The organism is Nocardia vermiculata NBRC 100427, from assembly GCF_001613265.1.
Classification (GTDB): Bacteria; Actinomycetota; Actinomycetes; order Mycobacteriales; family Mycobacteriaceae; genus Nocardia; species Nocardia vermiculata.
In genome coordinates, this window is sequence record NZ_BDCA01000010.1 from 76121 (window position 1) to 96273 (window position 20153).

The 20153-nt window shown below is 66.2% G+C and carries 20 protein-coding genes; 12 read left to right on the forward strand and 8 right to left on the reverse strand.

Features of this window, described 5'->3' with window-relative positions; genetic code table 11:
- Positions 1-133 precede the first annotated feature (133 nt).
- From NV2_RS13440 to NV2_RS13450, 3 genes are all read left to right on the forward strand, one after another.
- Positions 134-1348 carry a cytochrome P450 gene (locus NV2_RS13440; protein ID WP_067872837.1) on the forward strand — a complete coding sequence of 405 codons (1215 nt, stop codon included), beginning with the start codon at positions 134-136 and terminating at the stop codon, positions 1346-1348.
- Positions 1345-1947 (forward strand): TetR/AcrR family transcriptional regulator, encoded by a 603-nt coding sequence (locus tag NV2_RS13445; protein ID WP_067872841.1) that lies wholly within the window; start codon positions 1345-1347, stop codon positions 1945-1947. Before NV2_RS13440 ends, NV2_RS13445 begins: the two co-directional genes overlap by 4 nt.
- 97 nt (positions 1948-2044) lie before the next feature.
- Positions 2045-3844: an acyl-CoA dehydrogenase gene (locus tag NV2_RS13450; protein ID WP_067872844.1), complete on the forward strand. Its 1800-nt coding sequence runs from the start codon at positions 2045-2047 to the stop codon at positions 3842-3844.
- 108 nt (positions 3845-3952) lie between these two features.
- Here NV2_RS13450 and NV2_RS13455 read toward each other — a convergent pair whose 3' ends face one another.
- Positions 3953-4600, reverse strand: a complete 648-nt coding sequence (locus NV2_RS13455) for a Uma2 family endonuclease (protein ID WP_245662586.1) — start codon at positions 4598-4600, stop codon at positions 3953-3955.
- A 259-nt stretch (positions 4601-4859) separates the two neighbouring features.
- On the opposite strand from NV2_RS13455, the gene NV2_RS32690 reads away from it, so the two are divergent.
- Positions 4860-5618: an RluA family pseudouridine synthase gene (locus NV2_RS32690; RefSeq protein WP_067873082.1), complete on the forward strand. Its 759-nt coding sequence runs from the start codon at positions 4860-4862 to the stop codon at positions 5616-5618.
- A gap of 243 nt (positions 5619-5861) precedes the next feature.
- Here the strand turns inward: NV2_RS32690 and NV2_RS13465 are convergent, their stop codons facing one another.
- Together NV2_RS13465 and NV2_RS13470 are read right to left on the reverse strand one after the other, a co-directional pair.
- Positions 5862-6074, reverse strand: coding sequence for a DUF397 domain-containing protein (locus NV2_RS13465; protein WP_067872847.1), 213 nt, complete (start codon positions 6072-6074; stop codon positions 5862-5864).
- Positions 6058-6945: a helix-turn-helix domain-containing protein gene (locus NV2_RS13470; protein ID WP_067872850.1), complete on the reverse strand. Its 888-nt coding sequence runs from the start codon at positions 6943-6945 to the stop codon at positions 6058-6060. The genes NV2_RS13465 and NV2_RS13470 overlap by 17 nt, the downstream gene beginning before the upstream one ends.
- A gap of 249 nt (positions 6946-7194) precedes the next feature.
- Here NV2_RS13470 and NV2_RS13475 point away from each other — a divergent pair, with 249 nt between their 5' ends.
- The 7 genes from NV2_RS13475 (at position 7195) to NV2_RS13505 (ending at position 13016) form a co-directional block, all read left to right on the forward strand.
- On the forward strand, positions 7195-7503 hold the full coding sequence (locus NV2_RS13475; protein WP_067872854.1) for a hypothetical protein: 309 nt from the start codon (positions 7195-7197) through the stop codon (positions 7501-7503).
- 2 nt (positions 7504-7505) lie between these two features.
- Positions 7506-7802 (forward strand): hypothetical protein, encoded by a 297-nt coding sequence (locus tag NV2_RS13480; protein WP_157102888.1) that lies wholly within the window; start codon positions 7506-7508, stop codon positions 7800-7802.
- The gene (locus NV2_RS13485) at positions 7792-8127 is read left to right on the forward strand and encodes a hypothetical protein (protein ID WP_067872860.1); all 336 of its coding nucleotides are present in this window, start codon (positions 7792-7794) and stop codon (positions 8125-8127) included. The genes NV2_RS13480 and NV2_RS13485 overlap by 11 nt, the downstream gene beginning before the upstream one ends.
- Positions 8128-8318: 191 nt before the next feature.
- Positions 8319-9125, forward strand: coding sequence for a metallophosphoesterase (locus tag NV2_RS13490; RefSeq protein WP_245662587.1), 807 nt, complete (start codon positions 8319-8321; stop codon positions 9123-9125).
- 48 nt (positions 9126-9173) lie between these two features.
- Entirely contained in the window at positions 9174-11357 is a 2184-nt protein-coding gene (locus NV2_RS13495) for an ABC transporter ATP-binding protein (RefSeq protein ID WP_174550586.1), read from the forward strand.
- The gene (locus NV2_RS13500; RefSeq protein ID WP_067872867.1) at positions 11354-12091 is read left to right on the forward strand and encodes a CbiQ family ECF transporter T component; all 738 of its coding nucleotides are present in this window, start codon (positions 11354-11356) and stop codon (positions 12089-12091) included. The genes NV2_RS13495 and NV2_RS13500 overlap by 4 nt, the downstream gene beginning before the upstream one ends.
- Positions 12092-12335: 244 nt before the next feature.
- The gene (locus NV2_RS13505) at positions 12336-13016 is read left to right on the forward strand and encodes a DUF8020 domain-containing protein (protein WP_245662588.1); all 681 of its coding nucleotides are present in this window, start codon (positions 12336-12338) and stop codon (positions 13014-13016) included.
- A 187-nt stretch (positions 13017-13203) separates the two neighbouring features.
- Here the strand turns inward: NV2_RS13505 and NV2_RS13510 are convergent, their stop codons facing one another.
- From NV2_RS13510 to NV2_RS13525, 4 genes are all read right to left on the reverse strand, one after another.
- Positions 13204-15618, reverse strand: a complete 2415-nt coding sequence (locus NV2_RS13510; protein ID WP_067873088.1) for an ATP-dependent DNA ligase — start codon at positions 15616-15618, stop codon at positions 13204-13206.
- Between the two features lie 84 nt (positions 15619-15702).
- The gene (locus NV2_RS13515; protein WP_067872870.1) at positions 15703-15951 is read right to left on the reverse strand and encodes an antitoxin; all 249 of its coding nucleotides are present in this window, start codon (positions 15949-15951) and stop codon (positions 15703-15705) included.
- A 32-nt stretch (positions 15952-15983) separates the two neighbouring features.
- Positions 15984-17135 carry an MBL fold metallo-hydrolase gene (locus NV2_RS13520; RefSeq protein ID WP_067872873.1) on the reverse strand — a complete coding sequence of 384 codons (1152 nt, stop codon included), beginning with the start codon at positions 17133-17135 and terminating at the stop codon, positions 15984-15986.
- Positions 17135-17860, reverse strand: coding sequence for an enoyl-CoA hydratase (locus NV2_RS13525; protein WP_067872876.1), 726 nt, complete (start codon positions 17858-17860; stop codon positions 17135-17137). Before NV2_RS13525 ends, NV2_RS13520 begins: the two co-directional genes overlap by 1 nt.
- A 41-nt stretch (positions 17861-17901) precedes the next feature.
- Here NV2_RS13525 and NV2_RS13530 point away from each other — a divergent pair, with 41 nt between their 5' ends.
- Positions 17902-19110: an NAD(P)-binding domain-containing protein gene (locus NV2_RS13530; RefSeq protein WP_067872879.1), complete on the forward strand. Its 1209-nt coding sequence runs from the start codon at positions 17902-17904 to the stop codon at positions 19108-19110.
- Positions 19111-19226: 116 nt separating this feature from the next.
- Here NV2_RS13530 and NV2_RS13535 read toward each other — a convergent pair whose 3' ends face one another.
- Positions 19227-20081, reverse strand: a complete 855-nt coding sequence (locus NV2_RS13535) for an aldo/keto reductase (protein WP_067872881.1) — start codon at positions 20079-20081, stop codon at positions 19227-19229.
- Positions 20082-20153 lie beyond the last annotated feature (72 nt).

A 20153-nucleotide genomic window follows, 5' to 3' on the forward strand; every position in this document is an offset into this window, starting at 1 on the left:
CGATCAGCTCACAGTACCGACCCCCACACCCCCGCGCGCGCCGATCGCGCCCGACGCGATGTTCCCGCACCCCTTGCCGCAGCACACCCGCTCGCCCATAGACATCTGGACGAGTTTGTCTTACGGTCGATACATGAGCTCCACTTTGTCTCATGAAGCGCACTTCTCGCTCCGCTCCGGCGAAACCTGGCGAGACCCGTGGTCGATGTACGCGGCATTGCGGGCCGACGATCCGGTCCATCACGTGGTCCCGTCCGGGCGTGAGCAGGACGACTACTACGTGCTGTCCCGCTACGCCGACATCTACGACGCCGTGCGCGACCCCGCGACGTTCTCCTCGGCGCAGGGCCTCACCGTCGACTACCAGGACCTCAGCGCTATCGGCCTCGGCGAGAACCGTCCGTTCGTCTTCACCGACCCGCCCGATCACACCGTCTTCCGCCGCCGCGTCGCCAAGGGATTCACGCCCCGCCAGGTACAGGATGTCCGGCCCGCGGTCGAGGCATTCGTGGTGGACCGGCTGGAGCGGCTGCGCGCGGCCGGCGGCGGCGATATCGCGCTGGAGCTGTTCAAACCGCTGCCAACGATGGTCGTGGCGCACTATCTCGGTGTCCCCGAAGAGGACCGGGCGGCATTCGACCAGTGGAGCGAGGCCATCGTCACGGCCTCGGCAACCGGCGGAGTCGCGGATGCGGCGGACGCGGTCGGCGAACTGTCGCAGTACTTCCTCACCCTGATCGACAAGCGCAAACAGAACCCCGGCGACGACACCATCTCCCATCTGGTGGCATCGGGACTGGGCAGCGATGGCGATGCCGGCGAGATACTGCAGATCATCGGCTTCGCCTTCACGATGATCACCGGCGGAAACGACACCACCACCGGAAATCTCGGCGGCGCGGTACAACTGCTCACCGAGAACCCGGCACAGCGGCAGCGCCTGCTCGACGACCCGAGCCTGATTCCCGGTGCAGTGGACGAATTCCTGCGGCTCACCTCCCCCGTCCAGGGGTTGGCACGGACCACCACGCGCGATGTCGAGGTCGAGGGCGTCACCATCCCCGCGGGGCGCCGGGTACTCATGCTGTACGCATCGGGGAATCGCGACGAGACCGAATATGGTTCGGGCGCCGCGGAACTCGATGTCACCAGGAATCCGCGGAATATCCTCAGCTTCGGCAACGGCAACCATCACTGCCTCGGTGCCGCCGCCGCACGTATGCAGGCCACCGTGGCGCTGCGGGAACTGCTGACCCGCTGCCCGGAGTTCACCGTCGATATCGACGGCGTGGTGTTCTCCGAGGGCAGCTATGTGCGGCGGCCGATCAACGTCCCGGTCGTGCTGTGAGCGACTGGCTGAACCGGCCCCGGTCGCTGCACGCCGCCGAGCGCATTCTCGACGCCGCTGCCGAACTGTTCGCCGAACGCGGTGTCGCCGAGACCCAGATGGGCGATATCGCCAAGGCGGCCGGCTGCTCGCGGGCGACGCTGTACCGCTATTTCGACAGCAGGCGCGCGGTACGGCTGGCCTACGTGCATCGGGAGGCCCGGCGGGTCGGTGCCGCGGTAGGCGCGGAGATCGCCGACATCGCCGATCCCGGGCAGCGAATGGTCGCGGGGGTGCTGGCCAGTGTGCGGATGGTGCGGGCCGATCCGCTGCTCATCGCCTGGTTCAACCCCGGCGATGCCGGGCTGACCCTGGATCTGGCGCAGAACTCCCCGGTCATCGAGGCCATCGGGGGTTCGCTGCTGGGTTCGGATCAGGAGCGGGGATCCGATGAGCCCGGTCGGCCGGATGCCACAGCACAGTCGCACGGTTCCGCACAGCTGGGCCGCTGGCTGACCCGGATCATCGTCTCACTGCTCACTGTCCCCGGCCGCGACGAGGCCGACGAGCGGGAGCTGCTGGAACGTTTTCTCGCCCCGCTCATCGCCACGCCCCGCTGATCGACGGCCGTACCGTGCGGGCCTCCCCACTACACCTGTCACAGGCAGTGAGAGACCGCCCCTTGCGCAGGCGCTGCTCGCGCACAAGGCTGGTGACATGGATTCGCTCATCATGTCCGCGCGCGATCTCGAGTTCCTGCTGTACGAATGGTTGGACGTCACCGCGCTGACCGAGCGCGATCGCTACCGCGAGCACAGCCGGGAAACCTTCGACCAGGTGCTCACGCTGAGCCGCGAATTGGCGGAGAAGTACTACGCCCCGCACAATCGCGCGAACGATCTGCACGAACCGACCTTCGACGGCGAGCAGGTGCACATCATTCCCGAGGTCGCCACGGCGTTGAAGGCGTTCGCGGAGGCGGGTCTGGTCGGCGCCGCGATGGACGAGCGGGTAGGCGGGATGCAGCTCCCGCACACGGTGTTCACCGCGTGCATGTCGTGGTTCTATGCCGCGAACGTGGCCACCGCCAGTTACACGCTGCTCACCGTCGGTAACGCGAATCTCCTGTCCGCCCACGCGAATCCGGAGCAGATCGACCGTTTCGTGCGGCCCATGCTCACCGGGCGCTACCTGGGCACGATGGCACTGTCGGAGCCGCAGGCCGGGTCGTCGCTGGCCGATATCACCACCCGGGCCGTCCCGCAGGACGACGGCACCTACCGGGTGTTCGGCCGCAAGATGTGGATTTCCGGCGGTGATCACGAACTGTCGGAGAACATCGTGCATCTGGTGCTGGCCCGCATCCCCGGTTCCGAGGTCGGCACGCGGGGTATCTCGCTGTTCATCGTGCCGAAATACCTTCCGGCCGAGGACGGATCGGTCGGCGAACGCAACGATGTGGTGCTGGCCGGGATCAACCACAAGATGGGGTGGCGCGGCACGGTCAACACCGCCCCGGTCTTCGGGGACGGCGCCTTCACCCCGGGTGGTGAACCGGGTGCGGTCGGCTATCTGGTCGGTGAACCCAGTCGCGGCCTGTCCTACATGTTCCACATGATGAACGAGGCTCGATTGGGCGTCGGGATGGCTTCGACGGCCCTGGGCTACACCGGATATCTCAAGGCCCTCGATTACGCCCGCAACCGCCCCCAGGGCCGGCCGGCCACCGCGAAGGGCGGCAGCTCCGCTCAGGTACCCATCGTGCGGCATCCTGATGTGCGACGAATGCTGCTGGCGCAGAAGGCTTATGCCGAGGGCGCGTTGGCGTTGCAGCTGTACTGCGGCACCCTGATCGACCGTCAATACAGCGCCGTGGACGCCGAGGAGGAGCGACGCGCGGGCCTGCTGCTGCGGGTGCTCACGCCGATCGCGAAGAGCTGGCCCAGCCAGTGGTGTCTGGCAGCCAACGATCTGGCCATCCAGGTCCACGGCGGCGCCGGCTACACCCGCGACTACGACGTCGAACAACACTATCGCGACAACCGCCTCAACCCGATTCACGAAGGCACCCACGGTATTCAAAGCCTGGACCTGCTCGGTCGCGCTGTGATCGCGGAGGGCGGCGCCGCACTGACACTGTTGCTGGACACCATCGGCGAAACGGTCGACCGGGCCCGCGCCACCGGTGACGGAGAACTCGGCGATTTCGCCGACGCCCTCGCCGCCGCGACCGGGCGCATCGCCACCACCACCGCCACCGTCTGGCGCGACGCCGATCCGGAAGCAGCACTGGCGAATTCGTCGGCCTACCTGGAAGCCTTCGGCCATGTGGTGCTGGCCTGGATCTGGCTGGAACAAGCCATCGCAGCCAACAACGGAACCGAAGACTTCCACCGCGGAAAGCGGGTAGCCGCCCGCTACTTCTTCCACTGGGAATTGCCGCGAACGGCACCGCTTTTCGATCTGCTGGATGCGATGGACCGCACCACTACCGACCTCGACGACGCGTGGTTCTAGCAGCGGCGGGGCGCTCCACTCCAATGGACGCATTCGGTGCTCGCCTCCGCTCGGCGCAATGCCCGGGCTCGGGTGAGCCCGAGGCGGTCCGACTCCGATGGCGGTTTGTCAGGGACGGTGGAGTGCCTCGAAAGTGATCGCGAGCGTGACCGGTGCGTCGAGAACCAGGGCGGTGCGGTGGACTTTGTGCGGCATGTATCGCAATCCGGACCAGTCGAGGCGATACTCCTCGATACGGTCGATGGTTTCCCAGCTCTTGTCGAAGTGGACGATCAAATAGGTGGGTATTCCGGTGCGCGCGTACAGCTTGTGCTTCTCACCGGTGTCGGCGTCGACAGTGCTCTTGGAGACGACTTCGACGATAAGTGCGATGTGGTCCCGGACGGTGTTGACGTCATACGGTTCGCAGTCACGCACGAAGATATCCGGGTAGCGGACATTGAGCCGGTGGTCAGGTCGGCGATCGTCCGCGTCGGCGAATCGGACCGCGACATCGGACCCGACACGCAGGCACGGTCCCGCGGGATCGCGAGCATCTTCCAGCGCTGCCCCCAGTCGACGCACGACTCGGCTGTGCGCCTCGCTCTGGGCCATCAGCCGCACCACGGCGCCGTCCACGATCTCGACGTCGCCGAATGCGTCGGGCTCGGCAGCCAGGAATTCTTCACCGGTGATCCGGGGATTCGCGTCGGGATTGGATACCGTCACGGTCAACTCCTCGTGGTATTTCGTCTGCTCGAGCAGCTGCTCGACCACTGTAACCCAACCTGGCAGCGGGTCCTGGCACAGCGCGATCCATGTGTGGACCCGGCATCAGTACGGGCGGCGGCGCGCGATCGTTATGGCGGACTGAGTTCTGTTGCTGCGAAGGCAGTTCGGTCGTCGTGTGATTACGCCGCAAACCCGCCACAGCGCTCCTCGGCAATACCCGGCTCTAGCACACTGCCAAGGCGATACCCCCGCCCTCCTGGCGCGATTCGGCCATGAGCGGACCCCGTAGTCTGAGCCGGTGGACATGGTAAAGACGGGATGGTCACAACTGGCCGAGCAATGCCTCGTCGAGGAGGACGAGGCGATCCTCGCCCTGAACAAGCCGGCAGGCATCGCGGTGACCGGCGAACGCCACGACACCGATGTAGTGGAGCTGGCCGCCGCGGAGGGCGTCACCCTGTATCCGGTGCACCGCATCGACAAGGTCACGTCCGGGCTGGTCCTGTTCGCCAAGGAACTCTCCGCACACGGCGACCTGACCCGGCAGTTCAACAAGCAGACCGCCGAGAAGCGCTACCTGGTCGTCACCACCGCCACCGACCTGCCCGACAGCGGCGTCATCGAGCTGCCCTTGAGTGTGGGCCGCAAGAACCGGGTGCGGATCGCCGCGCCGCGCGAAACCATTCACCGCGACGGCGACACCTGGACGGTCGCCGACAGCGATCTACTGGCCGGCAAGAACTACCCGTCCCGCACCGAATTCACCACCATCGGCCGCACCGAGAACCACACGGTCCTCATCGCCCGCCCGATCACCGGCCGCCGCCACCAGATCCGAGTACACCTCGCCTGGATCGGCTACCCCATCGCCGGCGACCCTCTGTTCGACAAATCCGGCACCTACGCCCGCACCCACCTGCACTCCTGGTCCCTCTCGGTCGATGCCCCCTGGCGCACCGACCCCCGCCTGGCCTTGACCGCCGCCCCGGACACCGACTTCTTCACCGGCCCGGCGGGGCCGATCACCGAGGACCCGAATGCGCTGCTGAAGAGTTTTTCGTGAGCGATCCGCGCAGCCAACGGCGGAACGACCCGGTAACCCTCGGAGGCTTACGGGATCAAGTCGCTTACGACGAACGAGCCTTCGACGTCGACCCCATATCCAGCAAACGTTCTATGGGGAGATCTCGGACACTGCTGCTGGATAGTTCGCACGCACGTGGACGCTCACAACTATCTGCCTAATCGACCGACTGCCTATCGCCCCGCGCTAGTATCCGGACGATGCCATCGGTCGCACCGGAACCTATGCGGAGCCGAAGGCGCCGCTTTGCGCTGCCGCGACAAAGGAATCCCACTCCCCCGGGGCGAAGACCAGCGCCGGGCCGGCCGGGTTCTTCGAATCGCGGACTCCGACGCAATCACCGGACAAGAACGCTACCTCTACGCATTCCTTGCCGCCGGTGCTCCGGGTGCTCTTGAACCAGTTCGCGCTGGTCAACTCAGTGTCCACGTTCATACTCCCTTGCCACCTGGCGCAGCAGCTTCCTGCTGGCCACATCATCCAGCGTCATGCGCTGGATACCGTCGTAGGCTCGATGGTAGCGGTCTACGGCCGCCTTCTTCTCGAGGTAAAGATCGCCGAGGAAGTTCTCCACGTAGACGACAGTGGGCTCCAACGGCCTGTCATTTTTGTCTTTGCCGAACTCGAGAATTACGAACGGCCCCACCGGATCTCCGAGCGGCAGCCCGGCAGAGAACGGCAGCGTTCGCACGGTGACGTTCGTCATGGTGCTGATATCGGCGAGGTGCCGAAGTTGCTTCGCCATGATCTCCGGACTGCCGACCACCCGGCGGATGGCAGTCTCGTGAATAACCGCTTCCAAGACGACGGGCCGCGTTTTCCTGGTAAGGATCGCTTGCCGACGCGTCCGGAACCGGATGCGCCCATCGAGTTCGTCGTTCGTATCGTCGGGAAACACACTTCGAGTGAGAGTCCGCGCGTAGTCCGGGGTTTGAAGTAGACCGGGCAAGACCACCGGTTGCACCGTCGTGAGCTTGTGGGCGGACGACTCCATGCCGACGTAGAGGTTGAATGTCTCCGGTATCAGATCGCCGTACTCATGAAACCACGACTTCACGTGCGACTGCCGCGCCAAGCCGATAAGCGCTTCGCTGGTTTCACCAGGCACTGAGTACAGCTCACAGAGGTCCTTCACATCGCGCCAGCGGATCTTCTCGGCGTTGCCGGTCTCCAGACGTTGCAGTGTCGACTCACTCCACTGCATCAGATCGGCAGCCTGCACGATCGTCATGTTGCTGCCCTGCCGGTACTCCCTCAGGTACCGGCCGAGTTGGCGACGAGTGAGCGTGGAGCCTGTCTCAGTCATCAACAGCTCCTTCGCCGTGAATGTGCGCGACCTTCACGGTGGAGGACGACAAAACCCTCGCAGAGCTCGGCCCTGCGGAAAGAGCAGACTTCCCCTGAAGATTCATGGTGAACATTGTGCCGCAACTTCGTTGATGATGTGCTGGCTTCGCAGACAGTGGTGAAGCGAGGCCAGCCTCAGCTGGAAACGGCCAATTCTGCTCTGCATCAACATATTCCGGACGGCACAATTTCGCGAGGTAGGTGAGCTATGCCCGAATTGCCACCAAGGAGAGCGGTCACTCTGCTCCACAGGGATCATGACCCGGCGATCTACGAAGCACTGATCGTGTCGCACCGATTGGAAGTCGTGTACACCGTACGCACGGACGTTGCCGCAGTGTTGGCGGCGCTGATCGCCGTACAACATGCGTTGGAGCACCTCGCCGAGGTCGTGGTCATCCCACACCTCGGCGAACTCGAAGACGATACGCCGTGGTGGGTAATCACAGAGGCAGCCGTTTTGATCACCGGATCGCGTCAGTATCCCGTCGGGTACGCAGCAAGTGAGGTGTGCTGACCATGTTCACCGCTACAACCGCGTTGCTGATCGCCGTCTGCGGCATCGTCATCACCTTCGGCTGCTGGTGGCCACCCCGTGAACCGAAGCTGACTGTCGCGACGGTACAGCGACGGCTCGCGTTCGAGTCCTACTGCCGCAAGCTCGAGACGCGGTGGCCTGCACGGGTCGAAGCGGAGCTGGATCGTGAGTTGGTGTTGGCCCGGCTGCACGCGGTCATGCCGTCCGCACCTGCTGCGACACCTGGGACCACACGTGCCACATACGCCGCGAATCGGGCGGTGCGCCTTGAGTATTGATGCGATCGGGTTCCTGCGCCGCGACATCTCGGGCGTGCGGCAACAGTGGGATGAGACTCAGATCCGTTCGCTGGCAAGAAGGCTCGGGTACAACCTGCGGAAGATCATTACCTTTACCGCCGACGTGGACGATGTGGGGTTGCGGTTGCGGAATATCGCGGAGGCGCATCGGGTGGATGCTGTCTTCGTTCCGGATGCCACACACTTCGACGGGGGCGTCGTTCCTTCGAAACTGGTGCGGGTCGCGGATGTGATCACCGTCGAACCGGTGTGCACGTATGCCCGGCGGACGACCGGGTGGGCAACAGACGATCCGGGCAGGTGACCAGAGGTGCGAATCACGCTGGCTAGATCATTAAACCTATAGCTTTCCGATATAAATGGTGGCGTTCGTCATGCAGACTGCACATCGGCATGGGCCTACGCTGGATTGGTGCCCGAGGGGCACGCCAGGCGACCGAGGCGAAGGGCCGGAGCCACAGATTCGCGCAGGCCGCAGAAGGTACGGGCGCAACGGTGCGATCCCACGAGAAAGCGGACGCCATGATGCTGTTGGCACAGGTCAGCGATACACATTTCGATTCGGACCCGCACAATGCCGAGCGGGTCGCCGCCGTCCTCGGCTATCTCGAGCGATTACCGCAGCGGCCGGACGCGATCGTGGTGACCGGCGACATCACAGATCGCGGCAGCCTCGCCCAGTACGAGCAGGCTTGTAAGGGTCTGAGCACCGATATTCCGCTGCACATTCTCCCGGGTAACCACGACGACCGGGCCAATTTCCGTCGCACCGTCCTGGAGCTGCCCGCGTCCGACGGTCCGATCAATCAGTCCTTCTCGCTCGGTTTGCTCACCGTCGCACTGCTGGACTCCACGATTCCCGGAGAGGGTGCCGGCTCCCTCTGCGAACAGACCTATGCGTGGCTGGACGATCTGCTGGCCCGCACCCCGGCCGACGGGACCGTCCTGCTGGCGCTACATCATCCGCCGCTGCCGATGTACTCGACCGTGGTCGATCCGATCCGGCTTCGTGACCCGCAGCGGCTGGAGGATCTGGTCGCCTCCGACGAACGGATCCTCGGCGTCCTGGCCGGGCATATGCACGCCATGGGCACCACCCTGTTCGGCGGCAAGCCACTGGTGGTGGCGCCGAGCGTCGCCTCGTCCATCGGGTGTGCCTGGGAAGTGGACACCCCCGGTGAGGTGCCGATCGACTACGCACCCGACCCGGCGATCGTGCTGCACGTGGTCGACGGATCGCGGCTCACCTCGATCGTGCGGCAGGTGCCGATGGGCGGCCGAATCCCGATCCAGCCGCGCTGATCCGGCATGGGCGGGGCCGTACCGCGCCGAGACTGGCAGACTTGAGCCGTGACAGCGCCACCACCACCCGGCGCCGAGCCGCGCATTGCCGACGGCCCGCTGCGACCCATCGAGCTCGCCACCGCCGCTGTCCTCGGCGGTGTGACGGTCGGCCTGGTAACCCTCGGTTCGGTGGTGCCCTACGCCGCCGCCCTCAATCTCGTCGCCGCCGTCCCGATGGGTCTGCTGTCACAGCGGTATCGGTTGCGAGCCCTGGTCGGTGCGACGGTCGCCGCCACCCTGGTCAGTTTCGTGGCCGGTGGCATCGTCCCCGCAGCCACGGTGGTGAGTGCGGCCACCATCGGCGGCATCGTCGGCACGGTCCGGCGCCGGCGCGGCGGACTGATCACCGTGCTGTTCGTCTCGACATTGGCCGGATTGTGCTGGGCCGGGTTCTCGGTGGGGATGCTGCTGTTGTTCTCCGCCTCGCGGCGGCTGGTCTTCGACAACGTCCACAACATCGCCCAGGGCATCGACCATCTGCTGTCCCGGCAGGCACGGCTCGAATCGGCCGGCGATGCGGTGGTTTCGGTCGTCGATGCCGTTCTGGACTGGTGGTGGCTCTACATCGGCACGGGCGTCCTGGCCGGTGTGGTCATGACCGCGGTGTTCTCCTGGTTCGTCCTCGGTTCGGTCCTGGACCGGCTGGAATGGCTTCCGGGCCGAGACCGGCTCGACGCCCCGGCCGACGGTAGGGCCGTCGCACCACTGCCGGTGCGGCTGCACGATGTGTGTTTCCGCTATCCCGGGGCCCGCAGCGATGCGCTCACCGATATCGACCTCACCGTGAACCTCGGTGAATTCGTCGCCGTGGTCGGCCACAACGGTTCCGGCAAATCGACACTGACCCGGCTGCTCGCCGGACGCCCACCGACCAGCGGCACCGTCGACCGTCCCGGTTCGGCCGGGCTCGGTCTGCTCGGCGGCACCGCACTGGTCCTGCAACGACCGGAAAGCCAGACCCTCGGCGTCCTGGTCGCCGACGATGTGGTGTGGGGGTTGCCCCCCGAGGCCGCCCACGCCGTGGATATCGAGGCGTTGCTGTGCGAGGTCGGGCTCAGTGGTCTGGGCGAGGCGGAAACCGCCACCCTGTCCGGCGGACAGCAGCAGCGGCTGGCGGTGGCCGCGGCACTGGCCCGAAACCCGGCGCTGCTGGTGGCCGACGAGGCCACCTCGATGATCGATCCGGACGGCCGCCGCGAGCTCGTCACCCTGCTGGCCGGGCTACCCGCGCGACACAACATGGGCGTCGTACTGGTGACCCACCACGAAGCCGACGCCGCAGCCGCGGACCGGGTGATCCATCTGTCCGGCGGCCGCCAGGTCGACCACCTGCCGAACTGGGCGCGCCCGGTGCGCAATCTGCGCCACGGCCCGGTCGGCGAACCGCTGCTGGAACTGCGCGATGTGCGCCACACCTACAACCGGTCCACGCCGTGGGCGGCCAAAGCGCTGCACGGGGTGGATCTCACCGTGCACCGGGGCGAGACGTTGCTGGTGGTCGGCGGCAACGGCTCGGGTAAATCGACCCTCGCGTGGATCATGGCCGGCTTGGTGGTCCCGACCTCCGGGAGCTGCATGCTGTGCGACCACACCGGGTCACGGCCCGTGCACAAGCGGATCGGCGCGGTCGAGCTGGCCTTCCAGCATTCCCGGTTGCAACTGCAGCGCCAGACCGTCGGCGCCGAGATCGAGGACTGGGGTGGGCACGGCACCGGCTCCGGTGCGGTCGGACGGGCGCTGGACGCGGTCGGACTGGACCGCACCATGACCTCCCGCTCGATCGAGGAGCTCTCCGGCGGACAGGCCAAGCGCGTGGTGCTGGCCGCGATCGTGGCCAGCCGCCCACAGCTGGTGGTGCTCGACGAACCGCTGGCCGGACTGGACCCACAAGGCCGCGCCGAGGTGGTGGAGCTGCTCGCACGGCTGCGCGATTCGGGCCAGACGCTGATCGTCATCTCGCACGATGTGGCCGATATGGAGAGCGTCTGCGACCGGACCGTGCACCTGCAATCCGGCCATATCCTGGAAACGATGCCCGCCACCGCGGCGCATTCGTTCGAGCCCGACCGCGCCCCCGGCACAGCCGAGTCCGCACCCCCAGACGAGCCGGCCGACCATCGCCCCGGCCGGTTTCGGCATCGACGACACCATCGCCCCGGCGACGCCGACGCGATCGGAGGCGCGCGATGAGCACCGTGCTGCTGCGCGTCGTTCCCGTGGACAGCCCGATCCACCGGCTGTGGGCCGGGACGAAGATGATCGCGGCATTCCTGATCAGCCTGCTGCTGATGCTCCAGCCGGCTTGGCCGGTGCTCGGTGTCGTTGTCGCATTCCTGGTGGCGATCGCCCTGATCGCGCGACTGCCGCTGAGTACGCTGCCCCGGCTGCCCTGGTGGTTCTGGGGGTTGATCGTGCTGGGCGGGCTGATCACGGTCCCGACCGGCGGCACCGCAGTGCTGCGCTATATCCAGGTCACGCTGTTCGGGCTGATCCTGCTGACCACGTCGTTCCTGATCACCTGGACCACACCGATGAGTGAGATCGCTCCGGCCCTCGCCAAACTGGGTGCGCCGTTGCGCAGGCTAGGAATACCGGTGGACGAATGGGCGGTCGTGGTGGCGCTGACGCTGCGCGGGCTGCCGCTGCTGATGGACGAGATCCGCATCCTGCGCGCCGCCCGCAAGCTGCGCCCCAAGAGCGGCGGTATCACGCACGCGGATGCGAATCCGCTGGTCGACATCCTCACCGCCGCGATGGCCGTCGCCACCCGGCGTGCGGGTGAACTCGGCGAGGCCATTACCGCGCGCGGCGGCACCGGTGAGCTCACCGCGCACCCTGCGCGCGCCCGCCGCGCGGATTTCGTCGCACTGGTCGTGGTGATCGTGGTGTGTAGCGGTGCCGGGATGCTGGGCGTGCTGTTGTAGCACGGAAAACTTCCACCCGGTAGCTAATCGACAGCAAAACTGGAGTAAAACCGGGCAAACATCATTATCCTTGCGAAAGACCAAGTCGGCGACGTTCATTCGGCACACACGATCACCCAGTGACGGTACGGTTACCCTCGTGAGTTTGCCGGACACGGCTCTACGCGCATCTGGGTGAGAAAGATACGTCGGGGGTATTGGTTTCGCGCGCGCCGATTTCGGCTGTCTGAGTGTTCTTTTCCTGATGAAGATTGGAACCGGAATGATTCTGCGCAAGTTCGCTGCCGCTGTTCTGCCGGCAGTGGTAGCTGTAGTTCTGGGGGCCGGCACCGTACACGCCGACACCGGCGCACCCGAGCAGGTGCGTTACGAGACGAAACTGGTGGGGAACACCGTCGAAACCACGCTGGACGGGGGATTTTTCCGCATCTCCGACGACGGTAAGACCGTCGCGGTGACCGCGGAAGACGGGCGGGCCCTGGTCACCCTCCCGCTGTCCTTCCGGCAGGACGGTCTGGAATATCCGATGCCGCACCAGATCCGCAACGATGCACGCGTGCTGGATCTGACGGTGGTAAAGGATGCGGCGGCAGCCCATCCGGCGCCGGTGGCGCCGGTGAAGCCGGTGGCGTCCAACTACGAGAACCAGTCCGCGATGAATGCCTTCGCGACCCAGTTCGGGCTGGCGACGGCAATCGGAGGATTTGTCGGGACGGCCATCGGTGCGGTCATCGGCCTGGTCGTCGGTGCGGCCGCCGGCGGTGTGGGGGCAATCCCGGGATTCATCACCGGCGCCAGCGTCGGGGCGATCATCGGCACCATCGTCGCCGGTGGGCCGACGCTGGTCGTCGCGGGCATCGACTTGATCAATACGCTGTCCGCCCCCGCGGGCACCACGAAGTGGTACGAGACGACCACGAACTGATCACGCGCACCTGACCTACCGTGTATCCGGCGCCGCCTGCTTGTCCGCCCAGCGTGCCGGCGGCTCCGGATACACCCGCTGCGCTCTTGGCCGAGGGCTGGATGACCGATGATCAATCCACTCGGTCGGCCGCGGTCGGCCCCGCCGTACGCTCGGTCGTACCGTCCTGGTTCCGGCTGCCCCGGTTTCACGTATCCGGCTGTTCGTCCCCCATCCCCAACCATCCCGGATGCCACAGCCGTCCCGATTCGGTCCAGTTCATGTACCGCACCAGGCCGGTCAATTTCGGTGTGGCCCATACCGCGTCCTTGCGTTCCTCCCTGGTGAGTTCGTTGACGAAGGGACTGGTTTCGCGGCGCAGTGGGCGGAGCCGGGCGGACAGATCTGCGAGTTCGCGGCCGCTGAAGCCGGCGCCGACCTTGCCGATGTAGTACAGGTCGCCGTCGTGCCGTACGCCGACCAGCAGGGAGGAGAACTCCCGGGCGGCGCTACGCCGCCAGCCGCCGATCAGCACCTGCTGGGTCCGCCAGTTGCGGGTCTTGATCCACGATTGCCCACGCCGGCCCGGCAGGTAGATCGAATCCTTGCGCTTGGCCACCACGCCTTCGAGCCCGTGTTCGCGGCTGTACTGCAGTGCTCGCTCTCCCGGACCTTCCAGTTGTGGTGGGACGAACAGCGCCGGAGTGTGCTCGGCAAGGGCCTCGAGGAGCTGCCGGCGATCGGAGAAGCGCTTGCGCAACAGTGAGGTGCCGTCCAGGTACAGCAGATCGAAAGCCACCAGGATCGCTTTCGCGCTGTTCGCTTGCAGCAGTGCCAGATTCGACACGTTGTCGTCGTCGAATACCACCGCCTCGCCGTCGAGGACGATGCGGTGCTCGCGCAGTCCCCGCCCCAGCGCCCCCATGCGTGGATAGCGGTTGGTCACGATATGGCCCGCACGCGACCGCACCACCGCCGTGCCGTCGGCGATCTCCACGAGCACCCGGAATCCGTCCCACTTGGTTTCGAAAGCCCAGTCCCGCGTCCCGAGCGTCGCCACATCTCCCGGAGTCGCCAGCATCGGTGACAACCGATGCGGCAGGTCGGCCCCTGTCCCCGACTGCTTCGCCCCGCTTCCGCGAGCCGGCTGTGCTTCGGGTGGCTGCCGCGTCTGATCTTTCATCAGGTGCATCAACCACTGTTTGCCATCGGTCTGGATCAGGGCGTACCGGCCCTGCAGGCGCTCCCCGTGGAAGTGCACGATCACCTCGTCCGCGCGCCACTTCTCGGTGTCGTAGGTGCCGGTGTCCCAGATCGTCATCTGCCCGGCGCCGTATTCGCCGCGCGGAATGCTGCCGTGGAAGTCCAGGTACTCCAGTGGGTGGTCCTCGGTGTGCACGGCCAGCCGGTTCTGGGACGAGGTGGTCGGCGGGCCCTTCGGCACTGCCCACGAGACCAGCACACCGTCACGTTCGAGCCGCACATCCCAGTGCAACCGCCGCGCATGGTGTTCCTGCACTACGAAACGGCCGCCATCGTGATCCGCAGCGCTCGAGGCATCCCGATGCTCAGCCACGTCCGGTTCGACCGAGTCCGCTTCGGATCTTCCGGACGCATTCGTCGCGGCACCGGCTGTCGACGATCCCGACGCACCGGTTCCCTTCCGAGATTTCCCGGACGCACTCGGAACGGGTTCCGGTGTCCGCGACGGATCACGCATCGACCGGTAGGTTCGCAGCGGGTCCGGGCCAGCCGCCTCCGCGGGATCGAGTCCGCCCAGCAGATCGCCGCTGTCCTGGAATCGCTCGAGTACCTCGTCGAAACGCAGATGCCGCAACGCTTTTCGATCCGCGATCTCGTCCCAGGTACGTGGCGCCGCAACTGTCGGATACTCGCGCCCGCGCAGCGAGTACGGCGCGATGGTGGTCTTGGACGGGTTGTTCTGACTCCAGTCGAGGAAGATCTTGCCCGGGCGTGCCGCCTTCGCCATCGTGGCCGTGACCAGCTTCGGATGCACCTTCTCCAGGCCGACGGCCAGCTGTTTGGCGACGGTGGACGCACCGCCGGGACTCAGTTCCCGATCCAGCGGCACGTATACATGAATGCCCTTACTGCCGCTGGTCACCGGATAAGCGTCCAGGCCCACATCGCGCACGGTCTCGCGGATCCACAGCGCCACCTGCGCGCATTCGGCCAGTTCCACGCCCGGTCCAGGGTCCAGATCGAAGACCAGCCGGGTCACCGGTCCGCGGGCACCGTCGACGAAACGCCATTGCGGCACATGGATTTCCAGCGCGGCTTGTTGACCGAGCCAGGCCATACCGGCCACCGAATCGATGACCGGATACTGCACCCGCCGATCCGAATGCTCGACCGCCTCGCGCCGGATCCACTTCGGGGCATGGGTGGGCAGGTTCTTCTCGAAGAACGCGGTTTCTTGCACCCCGTTGGGCCAGCGCTTACGCGTCACCGCGCGGTCGGCGATATGCGGCAAAAGCGCCGGGGCGATGGCGGTGAAGTAGTCGATCACCTCCCCCTTGGTGGTGCCGGTCGCCGGATACAGCACCTTGTCGAGGTTGGTGAGACCGACCTCGATGCCCCCGAACTCGCGGCGCGCCGCCATATCCGCAGTGTAGAGCGACAACGGGCCCGCCCGGAGGAGCGAACCTCCGGAACGAGCCCGTTGTCGGAATGTCTGCGGCCGCCCTCAGCCCTGCGGGCCGGCAGGCGGCGGAGTGTCCCCACCGCCCTGCGGTGTATTGCCTCCACCCTGTTCGGGGAACTGCTTCTTGATCGCGTCGGCGCCCTTGTCGATCTGACCGGAGTACTTGCCGCCGGTCTTCTCGTTGATGAAGCTGCCGGCCTTGTCTACCCCGCCGTGGACCTTCTCGGCATTCTGGGACGCGGCGTCGCGCCCCTTGCCGACCAGGCCCTTGAGGGTGTCCATCAAACTCATGAAGCCCACTCCTTCATTCGTCGATTGCGTTCCTAACCCACATCCTCCCACCACGGGACCTGCGGCGATACCGCATTGGTATCGATACGTTCACCGGGCAGCGGAACCGTTACCGTGGTGCCCGCCGCACGGGCCGCTTCGACCACCCGCCGGACGGGTTCGGACCAGCCGTGGAAGGCCAGATTGAACGTAGCCCAGTGTATGGGAACGAGGGTGCCGTACCGCGCGTCACCCACACAGACGTCGGCGTGGGCGCGCACCGCCTCCTCCGGGTTCATATGCACATCCGGCCAGTGCACGTCGTAGGCGCCGACCGGGAGCAGGGTCAGATCGAACGGGCCGAAGGTCGCGCCGATTTCGGCGAAAGCCTTCGTGTAGCCGGTGTCGCCGCCGAAGTACGCACGACGACGCGGTCCCGCGAACACCCACGACGCCCACAGCGTGGTGTTGCGGTTGAAGCCGCGTCCGGAGAAGTGCCGCGCCTCGGTACAGGTGACGGTGAGCGCCTCACGTCCGGGGCCGGCGATGGACGTCGATGTGCCCCAGTCCAATTCGATGATTCTCGATTCGGGCACATGCCACTTCCGCAGATGGGCGCCGATGCCGATCGGCACCACGAACGGCGCGTCCTGTGCGGCGACCAGGGCCCGTACCGTCTCGCGGTCGAGATGGTCGTAGTGGTCGTGCGAGATGACCACGGCGTCCAGCGGCGGCAACGACGACAGCGGGGCCGGCACCGGATGCAGGCGGGCCGGACCCACCAGCGGCGAAGGCGAAACGCGCTCACTCCACACCGGGTCGGTCAGCACCCGGTACCCGTCGAGTTCGATCAGCGCGGTGGCGTGCCCGAACCAGGTGACCGCGAGGTCGGCAGCCCGGTCCGGATGCTCGGCGGTCCCCAGCGGCACCTCCGCGGACGGACGGCCCAGGTCACGCCGGGTGAGCGCGGAGAGAAACAGCGACAATCCGGACCCGGAGGCGACCGCACTGCTGGGCTCGGTGTTATGGAACTGCCGGTCACGATAGCTCGCGGACCCGGCGGCCAACGGCGCCACGGCAGCGGGCGCGGCCCCCAGTTCAGCGGGAATTCGCCACGCGGCATGCGCTACCCAACGCAGACCCAGAATGCCGGCACCCGCCAGCACCGCACTGCGGGCAGCGGAGACAATTCGACTGGTACTCATCAGCGCCCCACGAACTTCGGTGCGCGCTTCTGCTCCCGAGCCTGGCGCGCCTCCTGAGCGTCGTCACTGCGCCAGGCCGCTTCCAATGCCTCGCGCTGCTCCGGTGTGGGGTCATCGCGGGTGCCGTCGTCGTTGAACACCAGTTTGAGGTGCCGTAGCGACAGCGGCGCGAGTTGGGCGATCGATTTCGCCCACTCCTGCGCGTCGGCGAGGGTACCGATCCGATTGGCGAAGCCGAATGTATATGCGTCGGAGGCGGTTACGGATTCCGCTCCCATCAAAACAGTGCGGGCCGGGCCGCCGCCGATCAGTGCGACCAACCGGCGCACCGTCCAACTGTCCACCGAGATGCCCAATTTTGCGGCGGGAATAGCGAGATAGGAATCCGGACTCATCACCCGGAGATCGGAGGCCAGCGCCAATTGCACCCCGGCGCCGAGCGCTCCGCCGTTGATCGCCGCGATCACCGGGACAGGCACCGTTTCTATGGTGTGCAGCAGATCGAGCAGACCGGCGAGAAAATCCTGCGAGTAAACCCCGGACAGATCGGCACCGGCACTGAAAATTGGGCCCTGACCGGTCAAAACAATAACCCGCGCATCGGCCGCCGCAGATAGGACGGCCTCCCGTAACGCTGCCACCAACTCGTCGTTGAGGGCGTTGCGGCGCTGCGGGCGCTGCAATTCGATGGTGACCACGTCACCATCCCGGCTCACTGCGAGCATCTGACCTCTCCCCATTCGCGCGATTTCGACACCTTCACTGTATGCGCCGCCCCGTTGTCGCAGCGCACACGACGCGTACTGTGGCGGCAGTGAGCACACCGGATGTCGACATCGTGGTGATCGGCGCCGGCCAGGCCGGATTGTCGGTCGGCTATCACCTGCGCCGGCTCGGCCTGGCACCGGAAACGGATTTCCTGATGGTCGATCATTCCCCCGGCCCCGGTGGTGCTTGGCAATTCCGTTGGCCCACATTGACATTGAATACCGTGAACGGCGTGCACGACTTGCCGGGTATGGCATTCGCCGAAACTCTTCCACCCGATTCCGATTCGGTCCCGGCAGCCACGGCGGTACCGCACTATTTCGACCTGTACGAGAAACGATACGACCTACGGGTGCGGCGGCCGGTCTCGGTACAGGTGGTGTGCGATCGTGCCACCAGCACCACCTGCCCGGATGCCGAGGTGGACGGTCTGTTGCACGTCGAGACGGAGACCGTGCCGGCCTCGACCAACTCCGGCGGCACCGTGCGGGCACGCGGCTTGATCAACGCGACCGGCACCTGGGACAAACCATTCATCCCCCACTACCCCGGCGTGGACAGTTTCGGCGGACGCCAGCTGCATGCCCGTGATTACCACCGTCCCGAGGAGTTCGCCGGCAAGCATGTCGTGGTGGTCGGCGCCGGAATCTCCGCGGTCCAGATCCTGGACGAGATATCGCAGGTCACCAGCACCACCTGGGTCTCGCGCACGGAGCCCCGCTTCCGCGAGGGCCCGTTCCGCCCCGAGGACGGCCGCCGGGCCGTCGCGCTGGTCGAGGACCGGGTGCGGCGCGGCCTACCGCCGCGCTCGGTGGTCTCGGTGACCGGTCTGCCCGTCGACGATCGCATCCGCGCGGCCCGGGCCCGCGGCGCCCTGACCTGGCATCCGATGTTCACCAGCATCGAACCCGACGGGGTGCGCATGTCCGACGGATCCTTCCAGCACGCCGACGTGATCCTGTGGGCTACCGGGTTCCGCAGCGCGCTCGACCACCTGGCCCCGCTGCGGCTCCGGGGCCCGGGCGGCGGAATCACCATGAGCGGGCGGCTTGCCACCCAGGTCGCCGCCGACCCCCGCATTCACCTGATCGGCTACGGCCCGTCGGCCAGCACCATCGGGGCCAACCGGGCGGGGCGGGCAGCAGCGGTCGAGCTGACCGGGCACCTCGGCATCGAACGCAGCCGTGCGAGCCGCGCCGGCGACTGAATCGCCGCTGCGGCACATCTGATCCACATTCGTCCACACCCCGATGCCAGGCTCGCCGGTACCGGCCCGAGTCGTCCGCTCCGGCCGGTTCGCGACCCCGGCTGTGACCGGCCGATTCAGTCCAGTCCCACCGCGAAGGTGTCCGGGTCCGGCCCCACCCGGGTCCCGGTATCGAGCGCACCGAGGGTAGTCATCTGATCGGCGTCGAGTTCGAAGTCGAAGACGTCGAAGTTCTCTCGGATGCGCGCGGGCGTCACCGACTTGGGAATGACGATATTGCCGAGTTGCAGATGCCAGCGGATCAAGACCTGGGCGGGCGTGCGGTCGACCTGTCCGGCGATATCGACGACCGTGGGATCCTTCAGTTCCGCGCCCTGTCCGAGCGGACTCCACGCCTCGGTGGCGATGCCGTGCTCGGCATGGAACGCACGCAGCGTGTTCTGCGCGAGGGCCGGATGCAGTTCGATCTGATTGACCGCCGGCACCTCACCGGTCTCGGCGATGAGCCGTGTCAAATGGTCGGGCTGGAAATTCGATACTCCGATCGAGCCGATGCGCCCCTGCGCCTTCAAGGTCTGAAATGCCCGGAATGTGTCGATATACCGATCCGCGGCGGCGACCGGCCAGTGGATCAGATACAGATCCAGATAGTCCATCCCCAGCTGCTGCATACTCGCGTCGAATGCGCGCAGTGCGGAGTCGTATCCCTGCTCGGAATTCCACAGCTTCGTGGTGACGAATACCTCGTCCCGGGGAATTCCGGACTCGGCGATAGCCTTCCCGACCGGGGCTTCGTTCTGATAAGCCGCGGCAGTGTCGATGCTTCGGTAGCCGGCCGCCAAGGCGGTGGTCACCGCATCGAAGGTCTCCTGTTCCGGCACCTGGAATACGCCGAAACCCAGTCGCGGAATCAAGTGACCGTCGTTGAGAATCACCGACGGAACCGGGCTGCCCTCGCTGCGAAAAGTCACCGTTCCGACCGTAGAAGCGGTTTGCCCAACCGTCAACGACGCACCTGCGCGTGTTTGCCACGACTCGTTTCG